Genomic DNA, 24,422 nt, shown 5'->3' with positions numbered 1-24,422 from the left:
CAGGTTCCTTCAGGTCATTGCTCGCCGGACCTCACCACAGCGCCAGGCTGTAGCTGAGGATCAGGCGGTTTTCGTCGAGGTCATTGGCGAAATTCGAACGCACCGTGGCGTTGCGCCATTTCACCCCGAGGTTCTTCAGCGGCCCGCTCTGTACCACGTAGCCGATGTCGGTGTTGCGTTCCCACTCCTTGCCATCGTTGGCCGCGCCACGGGCGACGTTGTCGCCGGAGACGTAGCGGCTCATGAAGCTCAGGCCGGGCAGGCCGAGCGCGCCGAAGTCGTAGTCGTAGCGCAGTTGCCAGGAGCGTTCGTCGACATTGCCGAAGTCGCCGATCTGGATGAAGTTGACCAGGTACGGATCGCTGCCGGCGATGTAGGGATAGGGGTCGTCGCCGCTGATCCGCTGGTAGCCGGCGGCCACCACGTGGGCGCCCAGGCGCAGGCTGAAGAGGGCGCCGAAGGCGCGGTTGTCCAGTTCGCGGAAGTCGCCGTCCTCGCTGGCCCGGGCGAAGCGCAGGTCGCTCTTCAGCGAGCGTTGTCCGCCGAGGTCGAGGGTATGCACCAGGCCGGCGAAGGTTTGCCGGTAGATGTCCTTGAGCCGGCCGTGGTGCAGGCTGGCGGTCAGCGCCGGGGTCAGGCGATAGTCGCCGCCGGCGAAGTCGAAGGCATCGCTGCGCCCGCCGATGCGGTTGGCGCTGAGGGCCTGGTAGTCGCTGGAACTGTTCAGCTTGTTGCGGTCCAGGTGCGCGCCGCGCAGGGTCAGGCCGTCGATCTCCTGCACGTCGAGCAGCGCGCCACGGAACAGTTCCGGCAGCAGGCGGGTGTCGTTGGCCGAGACCAGCGGGCTCTTGAAGTGCAGCGCGCCGACCTTGAGCAGGCTGTTGGAGACCCGCGCCTTGGCGGTCAGGCCGAGCTTGGCGTAGTCGTCCTGGGAGCCGCCAGACGAGCCGTCGGCCGGCAGAAGCCCGGTACCGCCGCTGCCGCCGCCGGAATCGAGCTTGAGGCCGAGCAGGCCGATGGCGTCGACGCCGAAGCCGACGCGGCCTTCGCTGAAGCCGGATTCCAGGCGCAGGAGGAAGCCCTGCGCCCACTCGTCGGCATTGTCGCGCGCGCCGCTCTGGCGGAAGTCGCGGTTGAAGTAGAAATTGCGCAGTTCGAGGCTGGCATGGCTGTCCTCGACCAGGTCGGCCTGGGCGAAGAGCGGCCAGCCCAGCCCGCTGCCGGCGAGCAGCGCGGCAGCCAGGCGGGGATTGGGATGCATGACGGGTTCCTCGGTCGGCGGCGGTTCAGAGTTCGAGTTGCTTGCCGCGGGTCTCCGGCAGGCTGAGGGCGGCGAGGATCACCACGCCGTAGGAGACCGCGGCGAAGGCGCCGATCCCCAGGCCCAGCGAGACCTTCTGGCCGATCATGCCGATCAGCATCGGGAACAGCGCGGCGATGGCGCGCCCGGCGTTGTAGCAGAAGCCCTGGCCGGAGCCGCGGATGCGTGTCGGGAACAGCTCGGTGAGGAACGAACCCATGCCGCTGAAGATGCCCGAGGCGAAGAAACCGAGCGGGAAGCCGAGCCAGAGCATGGCGCCGTTGCTCACCGGCAGCTGGGTGTAGAGCAGCACCACGGTGAAGGAGCCGACGGCGAACAGGACGAAGTTCTTCTTGCGCCCGATCAGGTCGGTGAGGAAGGCGCTGACCACATAGCCGACGTAGGAACCGAGGATCACCATCGCCAGGTAGCCGCTGGTGCCGAGCACGGTCAGCCCGCGCTCGGTCTTGAGGAAGGTCGGCAGCCAGGCGGTGATGGCGTAGTAGCCGCCGAGGGCGCCGGTGGTCAGCAGCGAGGCGCGCAGGGTGATGCTGAGCATGCCGGGGGCGAAGATCTCGTAGAAGCTGACCTTGTCGGCGCCCTGGTTGCGCTGCCGGGCTTCGCGGTAGATCGCCGGTTCCTTGACCAGCCGGCGTACCACCAGGACGAACAGCGCCGGCAGCAGGCCGAGCATGAACAGCGCGCGCCAGGCCTCCTCCGGCGGCAGCAGGCTGAACATCAGCGAGTAGAGGATGGCGGTGAGACCCCAGCCGATGGCCCAGCCGGACTGCACCAGGCCGACCGCCTTGCCGCGGTCGCGGGCCTTGATCACTTCGCCGATGAGTACCGCGCCAGCGGTCCATTCGCCACCGAAGCCGAAGCCCATCAGGGTCCGAGCCACCAGCAATTGCTCGTAGTTCTGCGCGAGGCCGCAGAGGAAGGTGAAGAAGGCGAACCAGAGCACCGTCAGTTGCAGGGTCAGTACGCGGCCGATGCGATCGGAGAGGATCCCGGCGATCCAGCCGCCGGCGGCGGAGGCGAGCAGGGTCATGGTGTGGATGAAGCCGGCTTCGCCGGTGCTGATGCCCCACAGGGCGATCAGCGTGGGAATCACGAAGCTGAGCATCTGGGTGTCCATGCCGTCCAGGCCGTAGCCGATCTTGCAGCTCCAGAAGGCTCGCCGTTCCTGCTTGTCGAGGGCGCGATACCAGCCGAAGTGACCGTCCCGGGAAGTTTCCGGGCCGGCGTCGAGGGTCATGTGTTTTTCCATGGGGGCACCGATCGTCGTTATTGGTGTTATGAAGATTCGGTGGGCGCCGTCGCACCCGGTGGTGGCATTCTTCGAGGCTGGCCAGGGGGCGTCCAACTAATTTATGCGGCCGCCGGGGATAAGAAATTTCGATGGCGGAGCAGGCCGCCATGCGTCGATCATGTGCCGCTGGAAGGCGGCGCTGGCATGCAAACTGCTCGCTCCCGCCACCTTGTGCCCCTTGCCCGTCGGTGCCCGCCACATGAACCTGAAATTCCTCGAGACTTTCGTCTGGGTCGCGCGCCTGAAGAGCTTCCGCCTCACCGCGGAGAAGCTGTTCAGCACCCAGGCCTCCATTTCCAGCCGGATCGCCGTGCTGGAGGACGAGCTCGGCGTCAAGCTGTTCGTCCGCGATTCGCGCGGCGTGACCCTGACCCCGGAGGGCGACAAGGTACTGGCCTACGCCGAGCGGATGATGGACACCATGCACGCGCTGAAGCAGTCGCTCGACACCGGCGCCAGCACCCAGGGACGGATCCGCATCGGCGCCATGGACACGGTCATCCATACCTGGCTGAGCCCGCTGGTGGCGAAGGTCACGGAGGCCTTTCCGGCGGTGGAGATCGAGCTGATGGCAGACACCGCGCGCAACCTCTCCGAACAGTTGCAGAAGGGTTACCTGGACCTGATCTTCCAGACCGACTCGCTGCGCCACGAGTCGGTGCTCAACCTGGAACTGGGCAGCTACCCGCTGCGCTGGATCGTCTCCACCGGTTCGATCTATCACCGCGACTACGCCTCGCTGGCGGACCTGGCGCGGGAACGGGTGGTGACCTTCTCCAAGCACTCGCGGCCGCACCAGGACGTGCTCGGCCTGCTGCACGCCAACGGTGTCGCCGCGCCGCGCCTGAACTGCGTGAACTCGGTGGCGGCGATGACCCGCCTGCTGCGCGATGGCTTCGGCGTCGGCGCCTTGCCGCCGGCACTGGTCAGCCAGGAACTGGAGCGCGGCGAGCTGACCCTGCTGCGCCTCGGCCCGCCGCCGCCGAACCTGCCGGTGGTGGTGTCCTGGCGCGGAGGCACCGGCCTGGAGCTGGTCGACGAAGTGGTGGAACTGAGCAAGACGGTGCTGGCCGACTACGCGGTCAATGTCGGCCCGGAGTGCCTGGTCCTGGCGCCGTTGAAGAAAGGGGTGGGACGGCTGCGTTCGCGCTGATTCGGATTTTCCGATAGCCCCCGGCGGAAAAATCTTGTTGGACGCTGGCCGCCGTCCGCCTCTACAAACCCCGCAACAACAACATCCGCCAGCGAACGGAGCCGCCATGCCTGCCCCGACCTTCGACGAACTCGCCCAATTGCCGCCGCCGACCCTGCGCCAGTTGATCCGCCGCGGCGACTATGCCGGCCATACCAGCGGCCTCGGCCAGCGCCACCTCCAGGCCAACCTGGTGATCCTGCAGAAATCCTGGGCCGACGAGTTCCTCCGCTTCTGCGCCCTGAACCCCCGGGCCTGCCCGCTGCTCGACGTCAGCGAACCCGGCTCGCCGCATTTCGCCAGGCTCGGCGCGGATATCGACGTGCGCAGCGACCTGCCACGCTACCGCGTGCACCGGCGTGGCCAGGAGCCCGTCGAGGTGAACGACATCGGCGCGTTCTGGGAGGCGGATTTCGTCGCCTTCGCCATTGGTTGCTCGTTCTCCTTCGAACAGGCGTTGCTCGACGCCGGCATCGGCCTGCGCCATCTCGAACTGGGACGCAACGTGGCGATGTATCGCAGCTCCATCGCCACCCGGCCGAGCGGTCGCCTGGCCGGGCCCACGGTGGTATCGATGCGCCCGATGAAGGCCGCCGAGGCGATCCGTGCGATCCAGGTCACCAGTCGTTTCCCGCTGACCCATGGCGCACCGCTGCACCTGGGCGATCCAACGCTGATCGGCATCCGCGACCTGGCACGACCCGACTACGGCGACCCGGTGCCGCTCGCGGCGGACGAGATCCCGCTGTTCTGGGCCTGCGGGGTCACGCCCCAGGCGGTGCTCGCCGAAGCCCAGCCGGAGCTGTACATCAGTCACGCGCCGGGACACATGCTGGTCAGCGACCGACTCTACGATGAACTCTGAGGGGCGTCGTCCTTCGCCGGACCGGGAATGATCGCCAGGTGGCGCAGGGCGTCCGGCTCCAGGCTGTAGCTCTTGCCGCTCGGCGCTTCGACGAGCCGGCCGAGGGCATAGAGGGTGAAGTAGCGCACCGTTTCGGCGCAGCCGAGGATGTCTTCGAGGTAGCGCCGATACGGATAGGCCTGCAAGGTTTCCGGGGCAACGTAGAGGAAAACCGGCTTGCCGTCGATGCGGTCGCGGAACCTGAAGCGGAAGCCTTGCGGCCGGTTCGGTGAACCGTAGCGCCGGACCAGGTCGGCACCGCCGTAGAACACCTTGCCGGCGCTGCCCGGAGTGGCATAGCCGATGTGCTGGAAATAGGCGCGCAGCGGTATCCGGCCGAGGCCGCTGATGCGGATGTCCAACTGCTTGAATTCTTCCGCCGGCAGCTCGGCGCGGGCCTGGCGGAAGGTGTCGACGAGCAGTTCGAAATCGCGGGTGCGCCGCGGTCGTTGCGTCCTCTGCCGAGGCGCGGCGGGAGCGGCGGCGCGCGGGCCGGCGGAGGCGGGCGGCTGTTCCTGGGCGTCCGGGTTCGCTTGCGGCGGCGCGGCCTCCTCGGCAATGCCCGGATCGAATTCCTCGACGTAGGCGTCCAGCTTGTCGCGGATGCGCCGCTGGCCGGCTTCCTCGGCGGATTCGCCCGGACGGAGAGCGTCCTCGTCCTCCTCGACGAACCATTCGCAATCCGGCAGGTGGGTGGAGTGCGGGAACTTGCTGAAGTGCGCGGCCTTGCGGGTGTCCTGCGGCAGCTTGTCGTAGTTGCTCGCCGACACCTTGATCCCCTGCGCCCGGCAGCCCTCGCTGGAACAGAGGAAATCGAAGCGCTTGCGCGGCTCCGCCTGGGAGAAGTATTCGCGGCGCGCGCTGGCGATGGAGATCACCCGCTCCAGTTGTACGCAGTAGGCCTGTCCGATCCGTTTACTTGCCATGCTTGCCGTTCTTCCAGGAAGGGAGCGGGCCGCAACAGCCGTCCCGCAAGTGAAATTCATCGCGCGAGCCAGGGGCGGAGACCCGCAGCGACGGCCGGCGCACGATAGCATGGGCAGGCCCGGGCCTTCCTGTGGAAACTGGCAGGGACCGCTTCGGCGCAAGTCCTTATAGATTACATGGGCAAGGTCCACTCGCAGTGATCGGCCTGCGCCCGCCAGTCGCCCCGGGGCCGGGGATTCGTGGCATTGACTGGCGGCGACTCGACCCGGAAATCTTCGTTCCCCCAGAGAGGCACACCCGTGAAAATCATACTTGCCCAACCGCGCGGCTTCTGCGCAGGCGTGGAGAGAGCCATCGAGAGTGTGGAGAGCGCCCTGGAGCAGTTCGGCGCGCCGGTGTACGTGCTCCATGAAATCGTGCACAACCGGCATGTGGTGCGCAGCCTGGAAGGCAAGGGCGCGCGCTTCGTCGAACGGTTGGACGAGGTGCCAGCGGGTGCGGTCCTGCTGTTCAGCGCCCATGGCGTGGCGCAGAGGGTCGAGGACCAGGCGGCGGAGGCGGGCCTGCGGGCCTTCAATGCGACCTGCCCGCTGGTACTGAAGGTTCACCGCCAGGGACGCCAGTATGCCGCCAAGGGATACCGGATCATCCTGATCGGCGACATCGATCATCAGGAAGTGATCGGCACCGTTGGCCAGATCCCCGCGCCAGTGACGGTTCTGCGCAAGGTCGAAGAGGTCGGGGCGCTGCCGTTCGCCGCCGACACGCCGCTGGCCTACATCACCCAGACCACCCTGAGCATGGACGATACCCGGGCCGTTGTCGCGGCGCTGCGCCAGCGCTACCCGCAGATCGTCGGTCCGGATACCCGCAACATCTGCTATGCCGTGCAGAACCGCCAGTTGGCGGTGCGCAGCCTCAGCCGGCAGGTGCAACTCGTGCTGGTGGTGGGCGGGCACAACAGCGCGAATTCGGAAACCCTCCGCTGGGTCGCCGAGTGCGAGGGCATTCCCAGCTACCGGCTGGCCAACGGCAGCGAGTTGCGCCGGGAGTGGTTCGACGGAATCTCGACGGTTGGCCTCAGCGCCGGTGCCTCCACGCCGGAAGCGATGATCGACGACGTACTGGATCGCATCGGCCAGTGGATGCCGGTGGAAATCGGCCTGCAGCCGGGCATCGAAGAATACGCGCAGTTCCAGTTGCCCGCGGGACTGATCGCTCGCCAGTGAGGGAAGCGCCCGCTCGACCCGGGGCCTGCCGTCCGGCAGGCCCCGGGCAGGCTCAGCGGGGCACCGGCTGCAAGCTTTCCCAGGACTCCACCGGCCCCGGGTTGTCGGGCCGGCTACCGCCGCCCAGGCAGACCGCCACCTTGTTCACCGCGTTGAGCGCCGTACCGACCGCGCCTTCCGCCCAGCCACCGGTCCAGGACACGTCATCGCCGGCGAGGATGAAACGGTAGGGTGCGCCTTCGGCCACCCCCTGCATGAACTGCGAGAAGATCCGCCGCTGCAGCTCGTACTGGCCTGGCAGATTCATCTTGAAGGCACCCAGGTAGTGGCCCTGGTTTTCCCAGTTGACCTGGGCGAAGGGCTGCACGTCGGTGTAGTGGCTGCGCAACTCGGCGTTCGGATAGAGCTTTTCCAGCAGGTGCGTGCACAACCCGATGTCTTCCGGCAACGGCGAAGCCGGCGGGCTGTCGCCCGTCAGCAGATCGGGACAGCGGCCAAGGAACTTCAGCGAATCGTCGTTCCAGGTATAGGACAGGAAGATGCCAGCGCCCTTGTAGCATCCGCTGCTGCCGGCGTAGTCCACCAGGTAGGTGCCACGGGTCAGCCGATCGGAAAGGGTGAGGCTGAAGATCCGCTTGTCGTCGCTGCCACGCTCGGTCCAGAAAGCCGAGCGGGTGGCGGCGAACAGCTTGGTGGACTGCATGTAGTGGGTATACATCACCGCTTCCCACAGCTCGCTGCCGAGCAGGGCGTCGGCGGCCGCGATCTGTGCCGGCGTGCCGCTGTAGCGCAGCTTGTCGAGCAGGCGTACGTGCGGGGTATGGATGACCAGGTCGGCTTCGAGCTGGCTTTCGGCGCCGCTGGCGCTATCGCGCAGGGTGGCGACGAACTCGCCGTGCGCGCCCCTGGCGATGCGCAACACCTCCTTGCCCAGCGGCGAGTCGACACAGCGTCGGGTCAGCGACAGCACGGACTCCCGCGACCCCCAATGCCGGCACTGGTCGCCGAAATCGGCGGGCGGCGTGTTCAGCAGGCGCTCCGGCAGGGCGGAAGAGCCGTCGTACATCAGTCGATGGTCGACATCCAGGCCGGTATAGAGCACCCGGAGCACTTCGAGAATGCTGTTCGGGTAGTCGGTGTTCCAGCCTCCGGTGCCGAAGCCGATCTGGCCGAACAGGTCGATCTGCTCCCGACTCCACCCGGACTTCTCCACCAGGGCCAGGTAGAAGCTCACGTCATCCCAGCTGCGGCCCTGCGCCGGGGCGACGATGTCCTTCCACAGCGCCTTGATCCGCTGCTGCTTGGCCTCGGTCACCGGCTCGGTCATGGCCGCCTCCATCTCGGTGAACTGGAAGGCTTCGAGGAACGTGTCGAAGAACTGGTCTTCCAGCTGGTCGTACTCCGGCGGCTTGGGGAACGGGTTGGGTTGTCCTGCCGGGCGCACCTCGTAGTACTGCTGGCGCCCCTGGTAGTCCACCAGCGTGCTGACCGCCGCCTCGGTTCCCGGGTTGGGGAAGGGCGCAGAGTTCAGGGCCATGCCGACCTTGTCGAAATAGTGGAACAGGGCCTTGCCGGACAGCGGGAAACGCATGCCGCCGAGTTCGCAGAGCGTCTGTCCGCCCGGCGCGCTCGCGTTGCCACGCGGCTGCGCGCAGAAACGGCCGCCAATCCTTTGGCTGGCTTCCAGCAGTATCGGCTGCAAGCCCATGCGCATCACTTCGTAGGCCGCCACCAGCCCGGCGACGCCGCCGCCGATCACCAGCACCTTCTTGCCGTGCGCCTCCTCGGGGACATCGCAGAGCGGAGCGCTGCCGGCGTTGCGCAGGTAGCGCTGGTAGTGAAAGGGAAAGTCCGGGATCAGCGCGGTGAGGTCCTTGCCGAACCGCAGGGGGGAGCGCTTGCTCCGATTGGGGATGGAAGACATGGCATCTCTCCTTGACGGGCCCATCTGACAACCATGGGCGATTGGGAACGGGGCTGTACCTTCCCTGTGGGTCCGGCAGACAAACGCCAGTCTTCGAAGCGGTATTTTCCGCTGGAAATGACCAGGGCCGGCGCATTTCCGCCCTGGAAGATCCGCTCCGCTCTTTTCTTCCGGCCTTGCCACGAAGCAAGCGTAGATAGTCTTTCCTGGTTCGGAAAATTAAATGTTTTTCCCATGGAATCAATCATTTGAAGGTTCATGTCGAGACGGGGTCGGGTTTCGTTGGTTACCTGGCGGATTTCCCAGGCGGTCCGGCGTCGCGTCCCGCTCCCGCCGAGGAAAGAGGCGGTGGGGAATTCAAGCGCAAGAACCGGAGTGCTTGCGCTTGAAGGGCGAACTAGTCTGCGCGCATCATCCGCTGCCACAGGGGAACCGCCATGAGCCAGCATCTCGATCCTTCGAGCGCCTACCTGACCGACGCACAGCGCTGGGCCGCCGTGCAGGCCCGCGACGCTTCGGCGGACGGGCATTTCGTCTATGCCGTGAAGACCACCGGGGTATATTGCCGGCCGAGTTCCTCGGCGCGCCGGCCGCGGCGCGAGAACGTCGAGTTCTTCGCCACTGCCGAGGCGGCCGAGGCGGCGGGCTATCGTCCCAGCCGGCGTGCCGCCGGCGACCGCAGCCTTGCGGCGGAACAGCGCGCGGCACGGGTGGCGCAGGCCTGCCGGTTGATCGAGACGGCGGATACTCCGCCGAGCCTGGAGGCGCTGGCCGTCCGGCTGGGGATGAGCCCCTACCATTTCCACCGGCTGTTCAAGGCCGAGACCGGCTTGACGCCCAAGGCCTATGCCTCGGCCTTCCGCGCCCGGCGGCTGCGCGAACGGCTGGGCCAGGCGTCCGCCTCGGTGACCGAGGCGATCTACGAATCCGGTTTCAATTCCAACAGCCGTTTCTACGAATCCTCCTCGCAACGGCTCGGCATGCTTCCGCGCGACTACCGCGACGGCGGCGCCGGCGCGCGGATCCGTTTCGCCATCGGCCAGTGCGCCCTGGGCGCGATCCTGGTGGCACAGAGCCAGCGCGGGATATGCGCGATTCTCCTCGGCGAGGATCCGGATCGACTGCTGCGCGAATTGCAGGACCTGTTCCCGCGCGCCGAGCTGAGCGGAGGCGACGCCGGTTTCGAACGCCTGGTGGCACAGGTGGTGGGTTTCGTCGAGTCGCCCGGGCTGGGCCTCGACCTGCCGCTGGACGTGCGCGGCACGGCGTTCCAGGAACGGGTCTGGCAGGCGCTGCGGGAGATCCCGCCTGGGACAACGGTGAGCTACGCGCAGGTCGCCGAACGGATCGGCGCGCCGAAAGCGGTGCGCGCCGTGGCCCAGGCTTGCGGGGCCAACCGCATCGCGGTGGCGATTCCCTGCCACCGTGTGGTGCGCCGCGATGGCGATATCTCCGGCTATCGCTGGGGCGTGGAACGCAAGCGCGAGCTGCTGCGGCGGGAGGAGGGCGCCTGAGTGGCGCTGCGGTACCCGGGAAACAGGCGCCGTACAATGCAAAAAGCCCACTCGGGGTGGGCTCTATGCAATGGGGCGCTGGTCCTTCAGCTGGTTCCAGTATCCATGTCAGGAGTGAAAATTTTGTGAAATGAAACGACAACCCTGACCGTTCGTCCTTTCCTCTCACTCGCGGCTGCAGGCCCGCGCCTGCTTCAGGTAGTGCAGCACCCGGCGTTCGCCGTGGGAATCCAGGTACACCAGGGTGGCGCGGACCACCTGGCAGGTATCGCTGGGCGCCTCGTCGACGCTCAGCACCCTGGCCACATCCAGCGGCATGCCGTAGACGTAATCGACAGTCGCCGCGCCGGCGAAGGCCGGCGCCAGCAGCGCGGCGCAGCAGAGGTAGAGCTTGGCTCGGTGCATGGACGGTGTCTCCAGCCCCCCGCGAAGCGACGGTGCAAGGAAACCGCCGACGCCATGGGTGGAACCCGCTTCGTCGTTCGCGGCGGGTTCGTCACCTCCGTCCAGCAGTATAGATCGGCGGGCCTCAGTGCGGCTTGATCGCCACCTTCAGTACGTTGTCACGCTGGTTGGCGAACAGGTCGTAAGCGGCGACGATGTCGTCGAGGCGGTACTCGTGGCTGACCAACGGCCCGAGGTCGACCCGGCCCGAGGCCACGATATTGAGCAGGCGGCGCATGCGTTCCTTGCCGCCGGGACACAGCGCGGTGTTGATCCGGTGGTCGCCGAGGCCGGCGGCGAAGGCCGACAGCGGGATCGTCAGGTCTTCCGAATAGACCCCGAGGCTGGAGAGGGTGCCGCCGGGCTTGAGCACCCTCAGGGCGGTTTCGAAGGTCGATTGCGTGCCGAGCGCCTCGATCGAAGCATCCACGCCGCGCCCGCCGGTGAGTTTGAGAATCTCCTCGATCACGTCGCACTCCCTGAAGTTCAGCGTGACGTCGGCGCCCATTCCACGGGCGATATCGAGGCGATGGGAGTTGCCGTCGATGGCGATGATCGTGCTGGCGCCCAGCAGCCGGGCGCCAGCGGTGGCGCACAGGCCTATGGGGCCCTGGGCGAAGATCGCCACGCTATCGCCGATGCGGAGATTGGCGTTCTCCGCGCCCTTGAAGCCCGTGGACATGATGTCCGGACACATCAGCACCTGTTCGTCGCTGAGACCATCGGGGATGGGGGCTAGGTTGGCCTGGGCGTCGGGAACCAGCACATACTCGGCCTGGGTGCCGTCGATCAGGTTGCCGAAGCGCCAGCCGGCGGTCGCCTTGTAGCCATGGCAGGCGCAACGGCCGGATTCCACCAGGTAGCTGCCGTCCTGCGACGGTACGCCGTCCTGGGCGGCATAGGAGTTGAAGTTGGGGCAGATGGCGCCGGCGATCACGCGTTGGCCTTCGCGGTAGCCGACCACCGAGCTGCCGAGCTTTTCGATGATCCCGACCGGTTCGTGGCCCACCGTCAGGCCGGGCGCGACCGGATACTCGCCCTTGAGGATGTGCACGTCGGTGCCGCAGAGCGTGGTGGTGGTGATGCGCACCAATGCATCGTTCGGCCCCACGTCGGGAATCGGCTTGTCGACCAGTTCGATACGGCCGGGCTGGATGAATACGGCGGCTTTCATCATCTTGCTCATGGAGCATCCTCGCGGGGTGGAGGCCCTGGGGGCGGCACGGGGGAAAGAACGGACGGATGCCAGGACAGTGGCGGAATTGCCGTCCCCTGTCCTTGATATGGGTCATGCGCCGCGATGGATGTGGGTTCGCGAAGTACCGGCCTGGCGCTTTTCCTGGAAACTGTCCTCGCCCGGTTCGCTGCGGAATACCCAAGCCCCTCCGCTCTGGCCAGGGTCGAGGCTGAACGCAGGGTGCTCGCGGGCGTTGCGCCCATGCCGGGAGATCGCTTCCGGCAACGCCCCGGCGGGTCGACGCTGCGGTCCTGGCAACGGCAGCGTCCGGCCCTGGCCCGGAAGCTAGCGCCTCAGGCCTTGCTCGCGGCCAGATAGGGCGCCAGGCGCCGGCCCATTTCCTCGCCGAGAGCCTGGAGGCCGCTCATGGGCCGGACCATCACTTCGAAGTCGACGATCCGGCCGTCGTCGCCGAAGCGGATCATGTCGATGCCTTTCAGTTCGCGTTCGCCGACCCGCGCGCTGAACTCCAGCACCACGCTGCGGCCGTCGGCGCTGGCCAACTGGCGGTGATAGGCGAAATCCTCGAAGACCGTGAGCACGGTATTCAGGATCGTCGACACCACCGGCGCGCCGGCATACGGCTTGTGCGCCATCGGCGAGCGGAACACGGCGTCGGGATGCAGCAACCGTGGCAGTTCGCCCAGATCGCGACGGGCGATCAGTTCGTGCCATTCGGCGAGGGTGGCGGCGGCGTTGGCTTCGAGCGGCAGGCTGGACATACGGTGGCTCCTCTGGCGGGTGCTGGAATATGCCCTTGTGGGGGGCGAGCGATCACCTTAGGTCGTCGCGTTGGCAGCGCTCAATGATCGAAAGTGACGGAAGACTGATCCTGGCGCGCAACCTGCGACTCAGCCCTGTTCGATCTGCACGATCTGCTCGCGCAGCCATTGCAGGCCGGGGGTCGCTTCCTGCTGGCGATGCCAGACCAGGTTGACCTGCACCGGCGCCATCTCGAAGGGGACGTCCGCCAGTTGCAAACCATGGCTGCCGGCGAAGCGCTCGGCCAGGCGGCGCGGCACGGTGCCGAGCAGCTCGGTGCTGGCGACGATGTCCGGGATGGTCAGGTAGTGCGGCACCAGCAATTGCACCTGGCGCTGCACCCTGGCCGAGCCGAGGACGATCTCCAGTGGACTGCCGCGGCCCACCCGCGGCAGGATCGAGACGTGCTGCGCGGCCTGGTAGGCCTCCCGGTCCAGTCCGGGACGGAAGGCAGGATGGCCCTGGCGGCCGATCACCGCCAGGCGCTCCTCGCCGAGCGGCTGGTAGCGTAGCTCCGGCTCGTCGAAATACAGGTAGTCGATCGCCAGGTCCAGCTCGCCGCTGGCCAGCTGTGCCGGGATCGAAGTGGCTTCGTCCGGGCGCACCTCCAGGAGCAGCCGCGGGGCGAGGGTCTTCAACCGGGTCACCAGGCCCGGCAACAGGCGCAGCTGGGCGTAGTCGTTCATGCTCAGGCGGAAAGTCCGCGCGGTGTGCGGGTCGAAGGCTTCCTGGGAGCCAAGCCCGGCCTGCAGCAGATGCAGGGCCTGGCGTACCGGTACATGCAGGGAGAGCGCCGCGGCGGTCGGCTCCAGGCCCTTGGCGGTGCGCCGGAACAGCGGCTGGCCGAGCTGCGCGCGCAGGCGGGCGAGGGCATTGCTCACCGCGGGCTGGCTGCGATGCAGGCGCAGCGCGGCGCGCGACAGGTTGCGCTCGCGCATCAGGGCATCGAAGACCAGCAGCAGGTTGAGATCGAGCTGCTGCAAATTCAGGTTCATGAATGATCCTCATTCCAAATATCCATTACCCTGATAAGACTGGCATCGCTACACTCCAATGCAAGCCCTCCGTCCTGGCGGCAGCGGCTCGCTTCGCGGCACATCCATAACAATCACAGCGAGATGCCGGGCATGTCCTTCGATCCCCAACCCTTCCGCGAGCAGTACCGCGCGGCCATCCGTCGCGGCTACAACCCCTGGCTGCACGCCGGCTTCGTCCTCGCCTACGGCGTTGCCTGGATCGTCTTCTTCCTCTCCCGGCTCGAGCAGCCGAGCCTGCTGGAATGGCTGACGGTGCCGGCCGCGCTGGTGTTCTTCAACTGGGGCGAGTACCGCATCCACAAGTCCCTGGGCCACCACAAGCACCCGCTGGGACGGATGTTCTACAAGCGCCATACCGGCGACCACCACAGCTTCTTCGTCGCCGGCCAGATGCGCTACGAACAGCCCCGCGACTGGCGGGTGATCCTGTTCCCGGCCTGGCTGGTGGTGCTCTTCAGCGTGGGTGCGCTGCTCGCCTGGAGCCTGCTCGGCCTGCTGAACGACAACGTCGCCGCGCTGTTCGCCGCGACCCTGCTGCTGGGCTACCTCGGCTACGAAATCTTCCACGCCTGCGAACACCTGCCAGCGGAGCATCCGCTCGCCCGCCTGCCATGGATCCGCCACATGCGCCGCCTGCACGAACTGCATCACCGCCGCGAGCTGATGCAGACACACAACTTCAACCTGGTCTTCCCGCTGATGGACTGGTGGCACGGCACCCTTCACTGGGAAGCGGAAACCGTCGAGGAACGCGCCATGTCGCGCATGCAGCACCGGATCGAGATCGCCCGCGCGCCCGCGGCGACCCTGGCCTACGCCGCCAGCCCGAGCCATTGGCCGCAGTGGCACCCCTCGTCGTTGCGGGTCGACGGCGCCTCTGGCCCGCTGCCGGCCGGTGCGCGCTTCGAGGAGGACATCCACGCCGGCGGCCGCGCCGGGCATCTGTCCTGGGAGGTCGTGGAGTACCAGCCGGGCCGCCTCTGGCGCGCCAATGCCCGCGGCGACCACGGCCTGCACCTGCGCCTGAGCTACGAATGCCGGCCGAGCGCGGCCGGCAGCCATTTCGTGCGCACCCTGGAATACACCTTCGACGGCTGGTCGATGCGCTTGGCCAACCTGTTCCTGTTGCGCCGGCGCATCGAGCGCGAGTCGGCAGAATCGATGCGGCGCCTGCGACGGGCCGCCGAAGCGCTGATCCCACGGGAGGAGGAGCAGGTATGATCGCGGTCCGCGGGGGCGGCTCTCACAGGAACGACGATGAACAAGTTCGCCGAAATGACCACCTATGTCAGCGTGGTGGAAGCCAGCAGCTTCTCCGAGGCGGCGCGCCGCCTGGGCACCACCAAGTCGCAGGTGAGCCAGCGCATCCGCCAGCTGGAGCAGCGCCTGGGCTGCATCCTGCTCAACCGCACCCGCCCGCTCAGCCTCACCGAAGCCGGTAGCACCTACTACGAACACTCCCTTCGCCTGCTGCAGGAGCTGGAGCGGATCGAGGAACGGCTGGCCGAGCCGGAGGCCGGCCTGCGCGGCCAACTGAGCCTGTCCGCGCCGCTGGCGTTCACTCCGCGCTACCTGGCGCCGATGCTGGCGCGCTTCGCCGAGCGCTACCCGCAGTTGCGGGTGGACGTACAGGCCGACGACCGCATGGTCAACCTGCAGGACCCGCGCTTCGACATGGCCCTGCGCCTGGGCCGGCTCGGCGATTCGTGCCTGGTGGCGCGGCCGATCACGGCCAACCGCCACCTGATCTGCGCCAGTCCCGACTACCTGGAGCGCCACGGCGTGCCGCGGCATCCGGAGGACCTACAGCGTCACGACGGCCTGGTCTACTATCACCGCGAGCCGGGCGGCATGCTCAGCCTGCCGCTGGACGGCCAGCAGGCCTCGTTCCGGGTCCGCGTGCGGATGCGCACCGATTCCGGCCACCAGTTGCTCGAAGGCGCGCGCGCCGGCCTGGGCTTGGCGATCCTGCCGAGCTTCCTGGCCGCCGACGCCTTGCTCGCCGGCGAACTGCTGCCGGTGCTGGAAGCCTATACGCCATCCGGCGGGCATGTTTCCGTGGTCTACCGCAAGACCCGCAAGACATCGCAGAAGATCCTCGCCCTGGGCCGCTTCCTCGAAGAGGAGATCGGCGACCCTGCGCCGTGGGACCGCCTGCTCATCGAGCGCGGCCTGCTGGCGCCGCTTCCGGGCCAGGTTCGGCGCTAGCGAACCGGCCGTTCGCTTTCCGGTATCTGTCACCCGGCCCGCGCGGCGCATAGCGTTGCTCCCGTCCATCGATCTCGATACGGGAGAGTCTCCATGCACCAACCTGAAAACCCGGCCCGCCGCACCCTGCTGGGGCAGGCCGTGGCCGGCTCCGCGGCGCTGGCCCTGGGCTCGCTGCTCGGTAGCGCGGCCGGCCCGGCCGCTGCCGCCGCGGGAGCCAGCCCGCGCAAGGCCTTCGACGGCGGCAGCATCGACCTGCTGATCGTCGGCGGCGGTGCCGCCGGCGCGGTACTGGCGCGCCGCCTGAGCGAGCGCGGCGAGCGCCGCGTGCTCCTGCTGGAGGCCGGTGAGGCCTACCCGGCCTGGGACTATCCGAAGGTCATCGCCAGCAGCGACAGCGTCGGCGGCGATACGAGCTGCGACTGGGGCTACCAGAGCCAGCCGGGTGCGATCGGCCACCCGCTGCACGCGATCCGCGGCAAGGTCCTGGGCGGTAGCTCGGCGATCAACGGCGCGGTGGCGATTCGCGGGCGGCGCGAAGATTTCGCCAACTGGAACCTGCCGGGCTGGTCCTACGAGGAACTCCTGCCGGCCTTCCGCCGCCTGGAGAACCGCCATGGCGGCGATCCGGCGCTGCATGGCCAGGACGGCCCGCTGCCGGTTCGGCAGCTGACCCGCGAGGACCTGACGCCGATGCAGCGCGCCTTCGTCGACGCGACCCGGGCCAACGGCTTCCGGGCCATCGCCGACTTCGACGGCGCCGACGCCAACGGCGTCGGCGCGTACCCGATGAACATCGTCAACGGCGTGCGCGTCAACACCGGGATGGCCTACCTCGACAATCCGGTGCGCGCCCGCGCCAACCTGGCGATCCGCGACAACGCCACGGTCGACCGGGTGCTGTTCGACGGCAGGCGCGCGGTCGGCGTGCGCCTGGTCTCGGGCGAGGAGATCCACGCCAGCGAAGTCATCCTCAGTGCCGGCGCCTACGGCAGCCCGGCGATCCTGCTGCGCTCGGGGATCGGCCCGGCCGACCAGTTGAAGGCGCTGTCGATCCCGCTGCTGGCCGACCTGCCGGTGGGGCGGCGGCTCAAGGACCATCCGTTCTACTACAACGCCTACGCGGCCCGCCCGGAGCGAATCGGCGCGCAATCGCCGGTGATCGGCGCCAAGCTCTGGACCCATAGCTCGCGGGCGAAGAACGGCGAGCTGGACCTGCACATCACCGCCACCCACCTGTTCCCCAGCGAGATGAGCCCGACCGGGGTCGGCTTCGTCCTCGCCGTGGCCCTGACCCGCCCGCAATCGCTGGGCAGCCTGCGCCTGGCCAGCCGCGACCCGGCGGCGGCGCCGCTGATCGACCTGAACTTCCTCGCCGAAGCCGAGGACCGCGCGCGGTTGCTGGAAGGAGTCAAGCTGGCGCGGCGCATCGGCCAGACCGAACCGCTGGCCGGCCTGATCCATGCCGAGCTCGGCCCGGGGCCGCAGGCACGCAGCGACGCACAGATCGAGGAGGCGATCCGCGCCACCCTCGACACCTACCACCATCCGACCTCGACCGCGCCGATGGGCCGCGTCGGCGATAGCCGGGCGGTGGTCGACCTCGAAGGCCGGGTGCACGGCCTGCAGGGGCTGCGGGTAGTGGACGCGTCGATCTTCCCGGACACCATCTCGGTGGCCACCCATGTCACCACCCTCGCGGTGGCCGAGCACATCGCCCGGCGCATCGCCTGAGCCCACGGAGAACCGCCATGAACAGACATGCGAGACACTGGATCGACGCCGAATGGGTCGACTCCACGCAACAGGGGCAATCCCTCGACCCGGCCAGCGGCCAACCGATCGGCACCTATGCCGACGGCGGGCGGGCCGAGGCCGATGCGGCCATCGACGCGGCATTGCGGGCCTTCGAAGAAGGCCCGTGGAAGGAGGACCATGCCCTGCGGGCGAAGGTCCTCGAGGAGATCGCCGCCGCCTTCGAGCGCCACGCCGACCGGCTCATCGAGCTGCTGGCCCTGGAGAACGGCAAGATCAAGCCCGAGGCGGCCTTCGAGGTCGGTATGGTGCCGGGCAAGTTGCGCTACTACGCCGGCCTGGCGCGCAGCGAGCGCGGCGCCAGCGGCACGCCGCGGCCCGACGTGGTGTCGCTGGTGCTGCGCGAACCGATGGGCGTGGCCGGGATCATCGTGCCGTGGAATTCGCCGGTGGTCCTGCTGGTCCGCGCGCTGGCCCCGGCGCTGGCCGCCGGCACCACCGTCGTGGCGAAGATGCCGGCGCAGACCGCGCAGACCAATGCCCTGGTGGCGCAGATCATCGCCGAGGCGCCGTCCCTGCCCAGCGGGGTGGTGAACATCTTCAGCGAGTCCGGTTCCGAAGGCGCCCGCCAGTTGATCGTCTCGCCGGCGGTGCCGGTGATCAGCTTCACCGGCTCGACCGCCACCGGCCGGGCGATCTCCGCCGCCGGCGCGCAACAACTGAAACGCTTCGGCCTGGAGCTGGGCGGCAAGACTCCGCACCTGGTGTTCGACGACGCCGACCTCGACGCCGCCCTGCCGGTGCTGGAAAAGTCGCTGACGGTGTTCGCCGGCCAGTTCTGCATGACCGGTTCGCGCCTGCTGGTCCAGCGCGGCGTCGCCGGGCGCCTGCGCGAACGCCTGGCGCAACGCCTGGAGGCGGTGCGCGTGGGGGCGGCGGCGGACCCACGCAGCGAGATGGGGCCGCTGATCGACAAGGCCAGCGTCGAACGCGTCGAGCGCGCGGTGCGGCAGGCGATCGACGCCGGCGCGCGGGTCCTGGTGCGCGGCGGCCCGGTCCGCGAGGGTCCGTTGGCCGCCGGCGCCTTCTATCGGCCGACCCTGCTCGAAGTCGACGACCCGGCGCTGGACATCGTGCAGAAGGAGACCTTCGGCCCGGTGCTGACCCTCCAGGTGTTCGACAGCGAGGAGGAGGGCGTGGCCCTGGCCAACGACAGCGAATACGGCCTCGCCGCCGGGGTCTGGACGCGCGATGTCGCACGCTCGTTCCGGGTGGCGCGGAAGATCCGCGCCGGCACCGTGTGGATCAACGACTGGGCCCGGGTCTACGACGAGTTCGAGGAAGGCGGCTACCGCCAGTCCGGGCTCGGCCGCCTGAACGGCGTCGCCGCCCTCGACGACTTCGTCGAGTACAAGCACATCAGCCTGTCCACCGGCGCCGCCTGAGCCGCGCCGGTCCCGGAGCCGGGACCGGCGTCATTCCCAGGAGCGCGAATACTCGTGGTCGCGGAACATCTCGGGCAGCCCGGAAACCTGCTTGAAACGCAGCACTTCGTCGTTGTCCATGCCCAGTTCGCGGGCCACGTCGGCCTCGCTCCAGCCGGCCCGCAACAGGCTGACCACGATCGCCGTCATCGGCAGCACGCCGTGCACGCCGCGGGCGCGATTGTGGCGGATGGTGGCGGCGATGCGCTCGCTGCCGCCAGTACGGGAAGGGCGGATGCTGGCGAGCGGCAGGTAGCCATGCAGACGTTGGCGCAGACCCTTGCCGCTGCCCACGCGCAGGCGGTGAAATCCGTCGACCACCTCGAAGCGGCCATCGGCCTGCGGATAGGCGACGATCGGCTGGGTGAAGCCGTCCGCCTCGATGGACAGGCGCAGCAGGCGCATTTCCGGAGGCGCGACGCTGTTGGGGTTGTAGTCGTTCCCCGCGACCTGTTCGGCGCGCACCCATTGCACGCAGTCCACCGGTTGGTCGGCGAACGGGCTGTGGGCGTGCAGCAGTCCGCGGAGCCGGTTGAGCGTCTCAATCCGTTCGGCAAGCGGCAAGTCGCCCAGTTCGCGGAACAGCGCTTCGGCGCGCTCCGCCAGAGTGGTTGTCTGTGGCATTGGCTTTCCTTGTCAGGGTCACCCAGCTCCCGCGGCTGGAATGCAGGATGAACCCGTGGGGTTCGAGGAGCCGCGCGCTGGCCTGGGGGGCGCGGACCGTACAAGCCAGTCCGAGCTGGTCGACATGCTCCAGCACCCGCTCGCGCAGGATCCGGAACAACCCGAGGCCGCGGGCTTCCGCGCGCAGGTAGGCGTCGCGCAGGCGCACGCTGTCGGCGCGCTGTTCGAGGCTGATGAAGCCGAGGACTCGCGGGTCGCCCAGGCGGCGAAGGACGAACCAGCGGTGGTAGGGGCCGTCGCTCAGCGGATAGCCACCGCATTCGCGCCGCACCTGGGCGCTGGCGAAGAAACGGCCCATGCTGGCGAAAAACGCCGCTTCGTCGTCGAACGACCGCCACTGGAGGATCTCGCAGTCCCGTGCGCGGATCACGTGCGCTTCTTCCGCTCGGCGAGCAGGCGTTCGACATCGGCCTGGGCATAGCCGAAGGACAGCGAGCGGGCCATGTCCTGCTTCAGCAGCGACAGCGCGATGCGCCGCCAGGACGGTTGCTTGCGCCGGTTCTCCAGGGCCGGCACGCCGGCGTCGGGCCAGGTGGAAAGCGGGTAGTCGTGCTGCTTCCACCACAGGATGAAACGTTCGATCCGACGCAGGTAGATGCCCCGCAGGGGCGGCGGCATGCTGCGCAGGAGGAACCGGCTGTACTCGCGCCAGCTGGCGAAGGTCGGCGGCAGGCCGAGGCCGCCGCGGTAGCCGAGGAAGCGCTGGCGACAGTAGCGCGCGCCATAGTTGGCGCCGGCGACCCGGTGGACCACCCGGGCCCAGGTTCGCGGCTCGATCCGCTGGAACAGGTCGAGCCCCTTGCGCTGGTCGTCGCCATAGGGTTGGCAGATACGCATCTGCGAGAAGGGTACGCCGGCGCGGTACATCTGGTCGTAGAGCCGGTTGTAGGCATAGCCGTGCTCGGCGACGCAGCGCCAGAGGTCCTCGAAGCGCCAGTCGTAGATCGGAAAGAAGCTCACCGCGTGGGGGTTCAGCCGGTCGCGGGCGCTCCATGCCAGTGGCGCAGGGCCACCGGGGGGCGTCCAGGCGCATTGCTTGGCGCGGCTGCGTCGCCTGACCGCCAGGTAGCGGTTGAGCGATTCGTCCGAGCGGATGCCGACCAGGAACGCGGTGGGCGTCTCGCCGGCCAGCCAGGCATTGAAACCGCCGACGAATTCCTCGAACTCCATGCGGTAGCGGTAGAAGGGAAAGAACGACGGATCGCTGATCACCCCGGGATGGCGCGGCAGCGGCCGTACCCAGTCGGCCTCGGCGTCGGGCTCCCAGCAGCACCAGTAGGGCTGCTCCAGGCTGGAGGCGTTGCGCAGGTTGAGCGGCAGGCACACCCACCAGGGACGCACGTCGGGACGCCCGAGCATCTCGCTGACATGTTCGATCGTCGCCCGGTACTGCCCCTCGAGGTCGATGAACAGTACGTCCAGCGGCCCGCGGCCCATCTCGCGGGCCACGTCGAGGGCCAGTTGCAGGGTCACCGAGCTGTCCTTGCCGCCGGAGAACGCGACGCAGACGCGCTCGAAATGCTCGAAGACCAGGCGGATGCGGGAAAGGGCTGCGCTATGAACGTCGGCCTCCTGGTAGTGCTTTCCAGCCATGCTGCGGATCTCTTCCTTCTGCTGTCGAGAAACACCGTTGCGACAACTGTCCGCGCGCGGACTTCCGCCGGGAAGGAGGCGCGCGGGCGCCATGGGGAAGTCTGGACGAAACGGGGAGTCGCCATGTTGATTCGTCGCAACGGGCTGGCCGAACGGCCCTGGCGGGGCGCAGGACGGCGCAGCCGATTATAGGAAGCGCGGCGGGGGCCCAGGCAAGGGACGAAAAGCACAGGATGGATGGGTTCCGCCGTGGCGGCGCCGTTCTTGCCGCCAGATTGGCGCTATATGCCGCAAAACCCCGGCCTGCAGGCGCAGGAACCTATTTATGCATTCGCCCGCTCGCGGTCGCCGTGGCTTCTGTGCGGGAGGAGGCATATGCGGGCCGCGCCATCGAGCGGGCGGGCAACCGGCCGTCGACATTAGCACAGTCGCGGCGGCGGGCAGGCGCAGCGCTGACCGGCGAAAAATCTGAACCGCCCGGGCAGCCTGTCGTCACAGCAGCAACGGCGTCGAACCGCGCCGTGCCGATGTCGGCATCCACCCTGTCACGCCACGGAGACGATCATGAACAGACCCATTCGCCTGCCCCTGAAGGGAGCCACGTGGCTCCTGCTACTGCTGGTCCTGCCTTTCGCCAACGCCCAGGACATGAACACCACCGCGCCGCAGACCTTCGTCAGCGAGGCCTCGGCGGCCGGCGTGGCGGAAATCGAGGCCGGCAAGATGGCGCTGGAAAAAAGCACCGCTGCCGATGTGAAGGTCTTCGCCAAGCAGATGATCGATGACCACGGCAAGGTCAACGCCGAACTGCGTAGCCTGGCCCAGCGCAAGAAGCTCGAGGTCGAGGACGATGCCAGCCTGACCGACAAGGCCAAGGCGTCCCTGCTCGACCTGCGCGACGCTTCCTTCGACCCGGCCTACGCCAACAACCAGGTGGCCGCCCATGAGAAGGCCGTCGAGTTGTTCACCCGGGCCGCGGACAACCTGACCGATCCCGACCTGCAGGCGTTCGCCAGGACCCAGCTGCCGACCCTGAAGCATCACCTGGAGATGGCCCGCGCACTGGCCAAGGCGCACCCATCCAAGTAGCGCTTCCGCGGGTAGCGGCGGAGCCTGGCCAGGCATGAGCTTCAGCCTGTGGTTGCTGGTCCTGGGCTGCATCCTGCTGACGCTCGGCCTGGCCTCGGCCTACCTGCGCCTGCTGCCGGTCAGCGCTTCGTTCCTCTACCTGCTGTTCGGCCTGGCCATCGGTCCGGCCGGGCTGCAGGTATGGCGCAGCGAGTTGCCGGAGATCAGCGGCTGGCTCGAGCACCTGAGCGAAGTGGCGTTGCTGATCTCGCTGTTCATCGGCGGCCTCAAGCTGCGCCTGCCGCTGCGTTCGCCGGCCTGGAGCGCTGCCTGGCTGCTGGCCGGGCCGGCGCTGCTGGGCTGCATCCTCGGCCTGACCCTCGGTGCGCACTTCCTCTTCGGCCTTGACTGGGGCCTGGCGCTGCTGGTGGCGGCGATCCTGGCGCCGACCGATCCGGTGCTGGCCAGCGAGATCCAGGTCAATCACGCCGGCGACGACGATCGCCTGCGTTATGCGGTGTCGGGCGAGGCGGGGTTGAACGACGGCATCGCCTTTCCCTTCGTCGTCGCCGCGCTGCTGCTGATAGGGCAGGGCGGCGACCTGCCACGCGGGGTCGACCGCGACGGCCTGGAGTGGCTGCTGCGCGACGTGCTCTGGGCCATCCCCGTCGGCCTGCTGGTGGGCTATTGTCTGGGCCACGGCCTTGGTCGCCTGGCCATCCACCTGCGTGCCCGGCATACCGACACCTCGGTATCGGCCAATGACTTCCTGGCCCTGGCGCTGATCGCCCTGTCCTATGTCGGAGCCGATGCGCTGGGCGGCTGGGGCTTCCTCGCCAGCTTCGCCGCCGGGATCGGCCTGCGCCACGCCGAGGTGGCGACCCTCGGCCGGTCCTCGGCGCCGGCCGAGGAGCAGGCGGCCGCCGCCGACGTGCGCGAAGCCGGGCAGGTGAGCGCCGCCATCGAATACGGCAGCGACCGCAGCGAACACCCCAAGGTGGCGGCCGGCGCGGTGATGCTCGACGTGCTGTCCTTCGGCAACCTGCTCGAGCGTGCCCTGGAGGTGCTGCTGGTGACCCTGCTCGGCGCCATGCTCTACCAGCACTGGGACTGGCGCGCGCTGCCGCTGGCGCTGCTGTTGTTCGGCGTATGCCGGCCGGCCATGGTCTGGCTGCTGGTCGGCCGCCGGCTCATGCATCCCGCGCAGCGACGCCTGCTCGGCTGGTTCGGCATCCGCGGCATCGGCAGCCTGTACTACCTCAGCCACGCGTTGAACCAGGGCTTGCCGGCGTCGCTGGCCGGCATCGCCAGCGACCTGGTGCTGAGCATGGTCGCCCTGAGCATCTGCCTGCATGGCCTGAGCGTGCAGCCGCTGCTGGCACGCCAGGCGCGCGACGTCAGTCGCCGCGCTCGGGAATGATCGAGATCTTGCCGTTCTTCTCGAGGATGGCGAAGCGGATCTGCTCCATGCGTTCCAGGCCCTGGGTTTCGCGGGCGGCGAGGAGAATGTCCTCCTCGCGCAGGCGCGCCTCGACCAGGCGCGCGCGCAACGGCCTGCCATGCTCGACGATCAGCGTCGGCGAGCCCTCGATCAGGGTGTCGATCTTCGGGTGGCGCAGCTTGAGCAGCGACAGGCCGACATCGATCACGATCAGGGTGACGATCACCAGCACCGCGTTGACCAGCGAGAAGTCGTCGCCGAGCAGGGCCTGCTGGGTGGCTTCGCCGATGATCATCAGCAGGAGCAGGTCGAAGGTGGTGATGTCGGTCAGGGAACGCCGTCCGGCGATGCGGAACAGGATCAGCAGGACCAGGTAGAGCGCGGCGGCTCGCAGTACGGAATCCATC

Annotated in this window: 22 protein-coding genes; 10 read left to right on the top strand and 12 right to left on the bottom strand. The window is 68.2% G+C overall.

Annotation, left to right across the window (positions count from 1 at the left end):
- Positions 1-31 precede the first annotated feature (31 nt).
- Together B7D75_RS14525 and B7D75_RS14520 are read right to left on the bottom strand one after the other, a co-directional pair.
- Entirely contained in the window at positions 32-1,261 is a 1,230-nt protein-coding gene (locus B7D75_RS14525) for an OprD family porin (protein ID WP_107114154.1), read from the bottom strand.
- 25 nt (positions 1,262-1,286) lie between these two features.
- On the bottom strand, positions 1,287-2,558 hold the full coding sequence (locus tag B7D75_RS14520; protein WP_012075956.1) for an MFS transporter: 1,272 nt from the start codon (positions 2,556-2,558) through the stop codon (positions 1,287-1,289).
- A 253-nt stretch (positions 2,559-2,811) separates the two neighbouring features.
- On the opposite strand from B7D75_RS14520, the gene B7D75_RS14515 reads away from it, so the two are divergent.
- Positions 2,812-3,765: a LysR family transcriptional regulator gene (locus B7D75_RS14515; RefSeq protein ID WP_034000173.1), complete on the top strand. Its 954-nt coding sequence runs from the start codon at positions 2,812-2,814 to the stop codon at positions 3,763-3,765.
- A 106-nt stretch (positions 3,766-3,871) separates the two neighbouring features.
- The gene (locus tag B7D75_RS14510; protein ID WP_053813994.1) at positions 3,872-4,669 is read left to right on the top strand and encodes a putative hydro-lyase; all 798 of its coding nucleotides are present in this window, start codon (positions 3,872-3,874) and stop codon (positions 4,667-4,669) included.
- On the opposite strand, the gene B7D75_RS14505 is transcribed toward B7D75_RS14510, so the two are convergent.
- Positions 4,654-5,634, bottom strand: a complete 981-nt coding sequence (locus B7D75_RS14505) for a hypothetical protein (protein ID WP_107114153.1) — start codon at positions 5,632-5,634, stop codon at positions 4,654-4,656. The genes B7D75_RS14510 and B7D75_RS14505 overlap by 16 nt on opposite strands.
- A gap of 300 nt (positions 5,635-5,934) precedes the next feature.
- On the opposite strand from B7D75_RS14505, the gene ispH reads away from it, so the two are divergent.
- The gene (ispH, locus tag B7D75_RS14500) at positions 5,935-6,864 is read left to right on the top strand and encodes a 4-hydroxy-3-methylbut-2-enyl diphosphate reductase (protein WP_012075951.1); all 930 of its coding nucleotides are present in this window, start codon (positions 5,935-5,937) and stop codon (positions 6,862-6,864) included.
- Between the two features lie 52 nt (positions 6,865-6,916).
- On the opposite strand, the gene B7D75_RS14495 is transcribed toward ispH, so the two are convergent.
- Positions 6,917-8,788 carry a flavin monoamine oxidase family protein gene (locus tag B7D75_RS14495; RefSeq protein WP_107114152.1) on the bottom strand — a complete coding sequence of 624 codons (1,872 nt, stop codon included), beginning with the start codon at positions 8,786-8,788 and terminating at the stop codon, positions 6,917-6,919.
- Between the two features lie 437 nt (positions 8,789-9,225).
- Between B7D75_RS14495 and ada the strand changes: the two genes are divergently transcribed.
- Entirely contained in the window at positions 9,226-10,302 is a 1,077-nt protein-coding gene (ada, locus tag B7D75_RS14485) for a bifunctional DNA-binding transcriptional regulator/O6-methylguanine-DNA methyltransferase Ada (RefSeq protein ID WP_012075949.1), read from the top strand.
- Positions 10,303-10,467: 165 nt separating this feature from the next.
- Here the strand turns inward: ada and B7D75_RS14480 are convergent, their stop codons facing one another.
- From B7D75_RS14480 to bsrA, 4 genes are all read right to left on the bottom strand, one after another.
- Positions 10,468-10,707, bottom strand: coding sequence for a DUF2790 domain-containing protein (locus B7D75_RS14480; RefSeq protein ID WP_012075948.1), 240 nt, complete (start codon positions 10,705-10,707; stop codon positions 10,468-10,470).
- 124 nt (positions 10,708-10,831) lie between these two features.
- Positions 10,832-11,932, bottom strand: a complete 1,101-nt coding sequence (locus tag B7D75_RS14475) for an NAD(P)-dependent alcohol dehydrogenase (RefSeq protein WP_058134839.1) — start codon at positions 11,930-11,932, stop codon at positions 10,832-10,834.
- A gap of 344 nt (positions 11,933-12,276) precedes the next feature.
- On the bottom strand, positions 12,277-12,705 hold the full coding sequence (locus B7D75_RS14470; protein WP_012075945.1) for a nuclear transport factor 2 family protein: 429 nt from the start codon (positions 12,703-12,705) through the stop codon (positions 12,277-12,279).
- 129 nt (positions 12,706-12,834) lie between these two features.
- Positions 12,835-13,740: a LysR family transcriptional regulator BsrA gene (gene bsrA, locus B7D75_RS14465; protein WP_012075944.1), complete on the bottom strand. Its 906-nt coding sequence runs from the start codon at positions 13,738-13,740 to the stop codon at positions 12,835-12,837.
- Positions 13,741-13,863: 123 nt separating this feature from the next.
- Between bsrA and B7D75_RS14460 the strand changes: the two genes are divergently transcribed.
- The 4 genes from B7D75_RS14460 (at position 13,864) to B7D75_RS14445 (ending at position 19,190) form a co-directional block, all read left to right on the top strand.
- Positions 13,864-15,003 carry an SRPBCC family protein gene (locus B7D75_RS14460; protein WP_107114151.1) on the top strand — a complete coding sequence of 380 codons (1,140 nt, stop codon included), beginning with the start codon at positions 13,864-13,866 and terminating at the stop codon, positions 15,001-15,003.
- 36 nt (positions 15,004-15,039) lie between these two features.
- A complete protein-coding gene (locus tag B7D75_RS14455) occupies positions 15,040-15,990 on the top strand; it encodes a LysR family transcriptional regulator (protein WP_107114150.1) in 951 nt (316 codons plus the stop codon).
- A 93-nt stretch (positions 15,991-16,083) separates the two neighbouring features.
- Positions 16,084-17,724, top strand: coding sequence for a GMC family oxidoreductase (locus tag B7D75_RS14450; protein WP_034080507.1), 1,641 nt, complete (start codon positions 16,084-16,086; stop codon positions 17,722-17,724).
- A 17-nt stretch (positions 17,725-17,741) separates the two neighbouring features.
- On the top strand, positions 17,742-19,190 hold the full coding sequence (locus tag B7D75_RS14445; RefSeq protein WP_034080506.1) for an aldehyde dehydrogenase family protein: 1,449 nt from the start codon (positions 17,742-17,744) through the stop codon (positions 19,188-19,190).
- Between the two features lie 30 nt (positions 19,191-19,220).
- Here B7D75_RS14445 and B7D75_RS14440 read toward each other — a convergent pair whose 3' ends face one another.
- Genes B7D75_RS14440 through B7D75_RS14430 form a run of 3 tightly spaced genes read right to left on the bottom strand, consistent with a single transcriptional unit; the run spans position 19,221 to position 21,506 of the window.
- The gene (locus B7D75_RS14440) at positions 19,221-19,853 is read right to left on the bottom strand and encodes an IbrB-like domain-containing protein (RefSeq protein ID WP_107114149.1); all 633 of its coding nucleotides are present in this window, start codon (positions 19,851-19,853) and stop codon (positions 19,221-19,223) included.
- Positions 19,771-20,283 carry a GNAT family N-acetyltransferase gene (locus B7D75_RS14435; protein ID WP_107114148.1) on the bottom strand — a complete coding sequence of 171 codons (513 nt, stop codon included), beginning with the start codon at positions 20,281-20,283 and terminating at the stop codon, positions 19,771-19,773. Before B7D75_RS14435 ends, B7D75_RS14440 begins: the two co-directional genes overlap by 83 nt.
- The gene (locus B7D75_RS14430; RefSeq protein WP_034080504.1) at positions 20,280-21,506 is read right to left on the bottom strand and encodes a phosphoadenosine phosphosulfate reductase; all 1,227 of its coding nucleotides are present in this window, start codon (positions 21,504-21,506) and stop codon (positions 20,280-20,282) included. Before B7D75_RS14430 ends, B7D75_RS14435 begins: the two co-directional genes overlap by 4 nt.
- A 564-nt stretch (positions 21,507-22,070) precedes the next feature.
- Here B7D75_RS14430 and B7D75_RS14425 point away from each other — a divergent pair.
- Complete coding sequence (locus tag B7D75_RS14425) at positions 22,071-22,595, top strand: DUF4142 domain-containing protein (RefSeq protein WP_053817258.1); 525 nt, start codon at positions 22,071-22,073, stop codon at positions 22,593-22,595.
- Between the two features lie 34 nt (positions 22,596-22,629).
- A complete protein-coding gene (locus tag B7D75_RS14420) occupies positions 22,630-23,994 on the top strand; it encodes a cation:proton antiporter (protein ID WP_034000195.1) in 1,365 nt (454 codons plus the stop codon).
- Here the strand turns inward: B7D75_RS14420 and B7D75_RS14415 are convergent.
- Positions 23,972-24,421, bottom strand: a complete 450-nt coding sequence (locus B7D75_RS14415; protein ID WP_012075935.1) for a DUF421 domain-containing protein — start codon at positions 24,419-24,421, stop codon at positions 23,972-23,974. The two genes, B7D75_RS14420 and B7D75_RS14415, sit on opposite strands and share 23 nt — an antisense overlap.
- Position 24,422 lies beyond the last annotated feature (1 nt).

The sequence above is a fragment of the Pseudomonas paraeruginosa genome, assembly GCF_003025345.2.
GTDB lineage: Bacteria > Pseudomonadota > Gammaproteobacteria > Pseudomonadales > Pseudomonadaceae > Pseudomonas > Pseudomonas paraeruginosa.
Note: the sequence above shows the minus strand (reverse complement) of the source record. Positions and strands in the feature narration are given on the sequence as shown.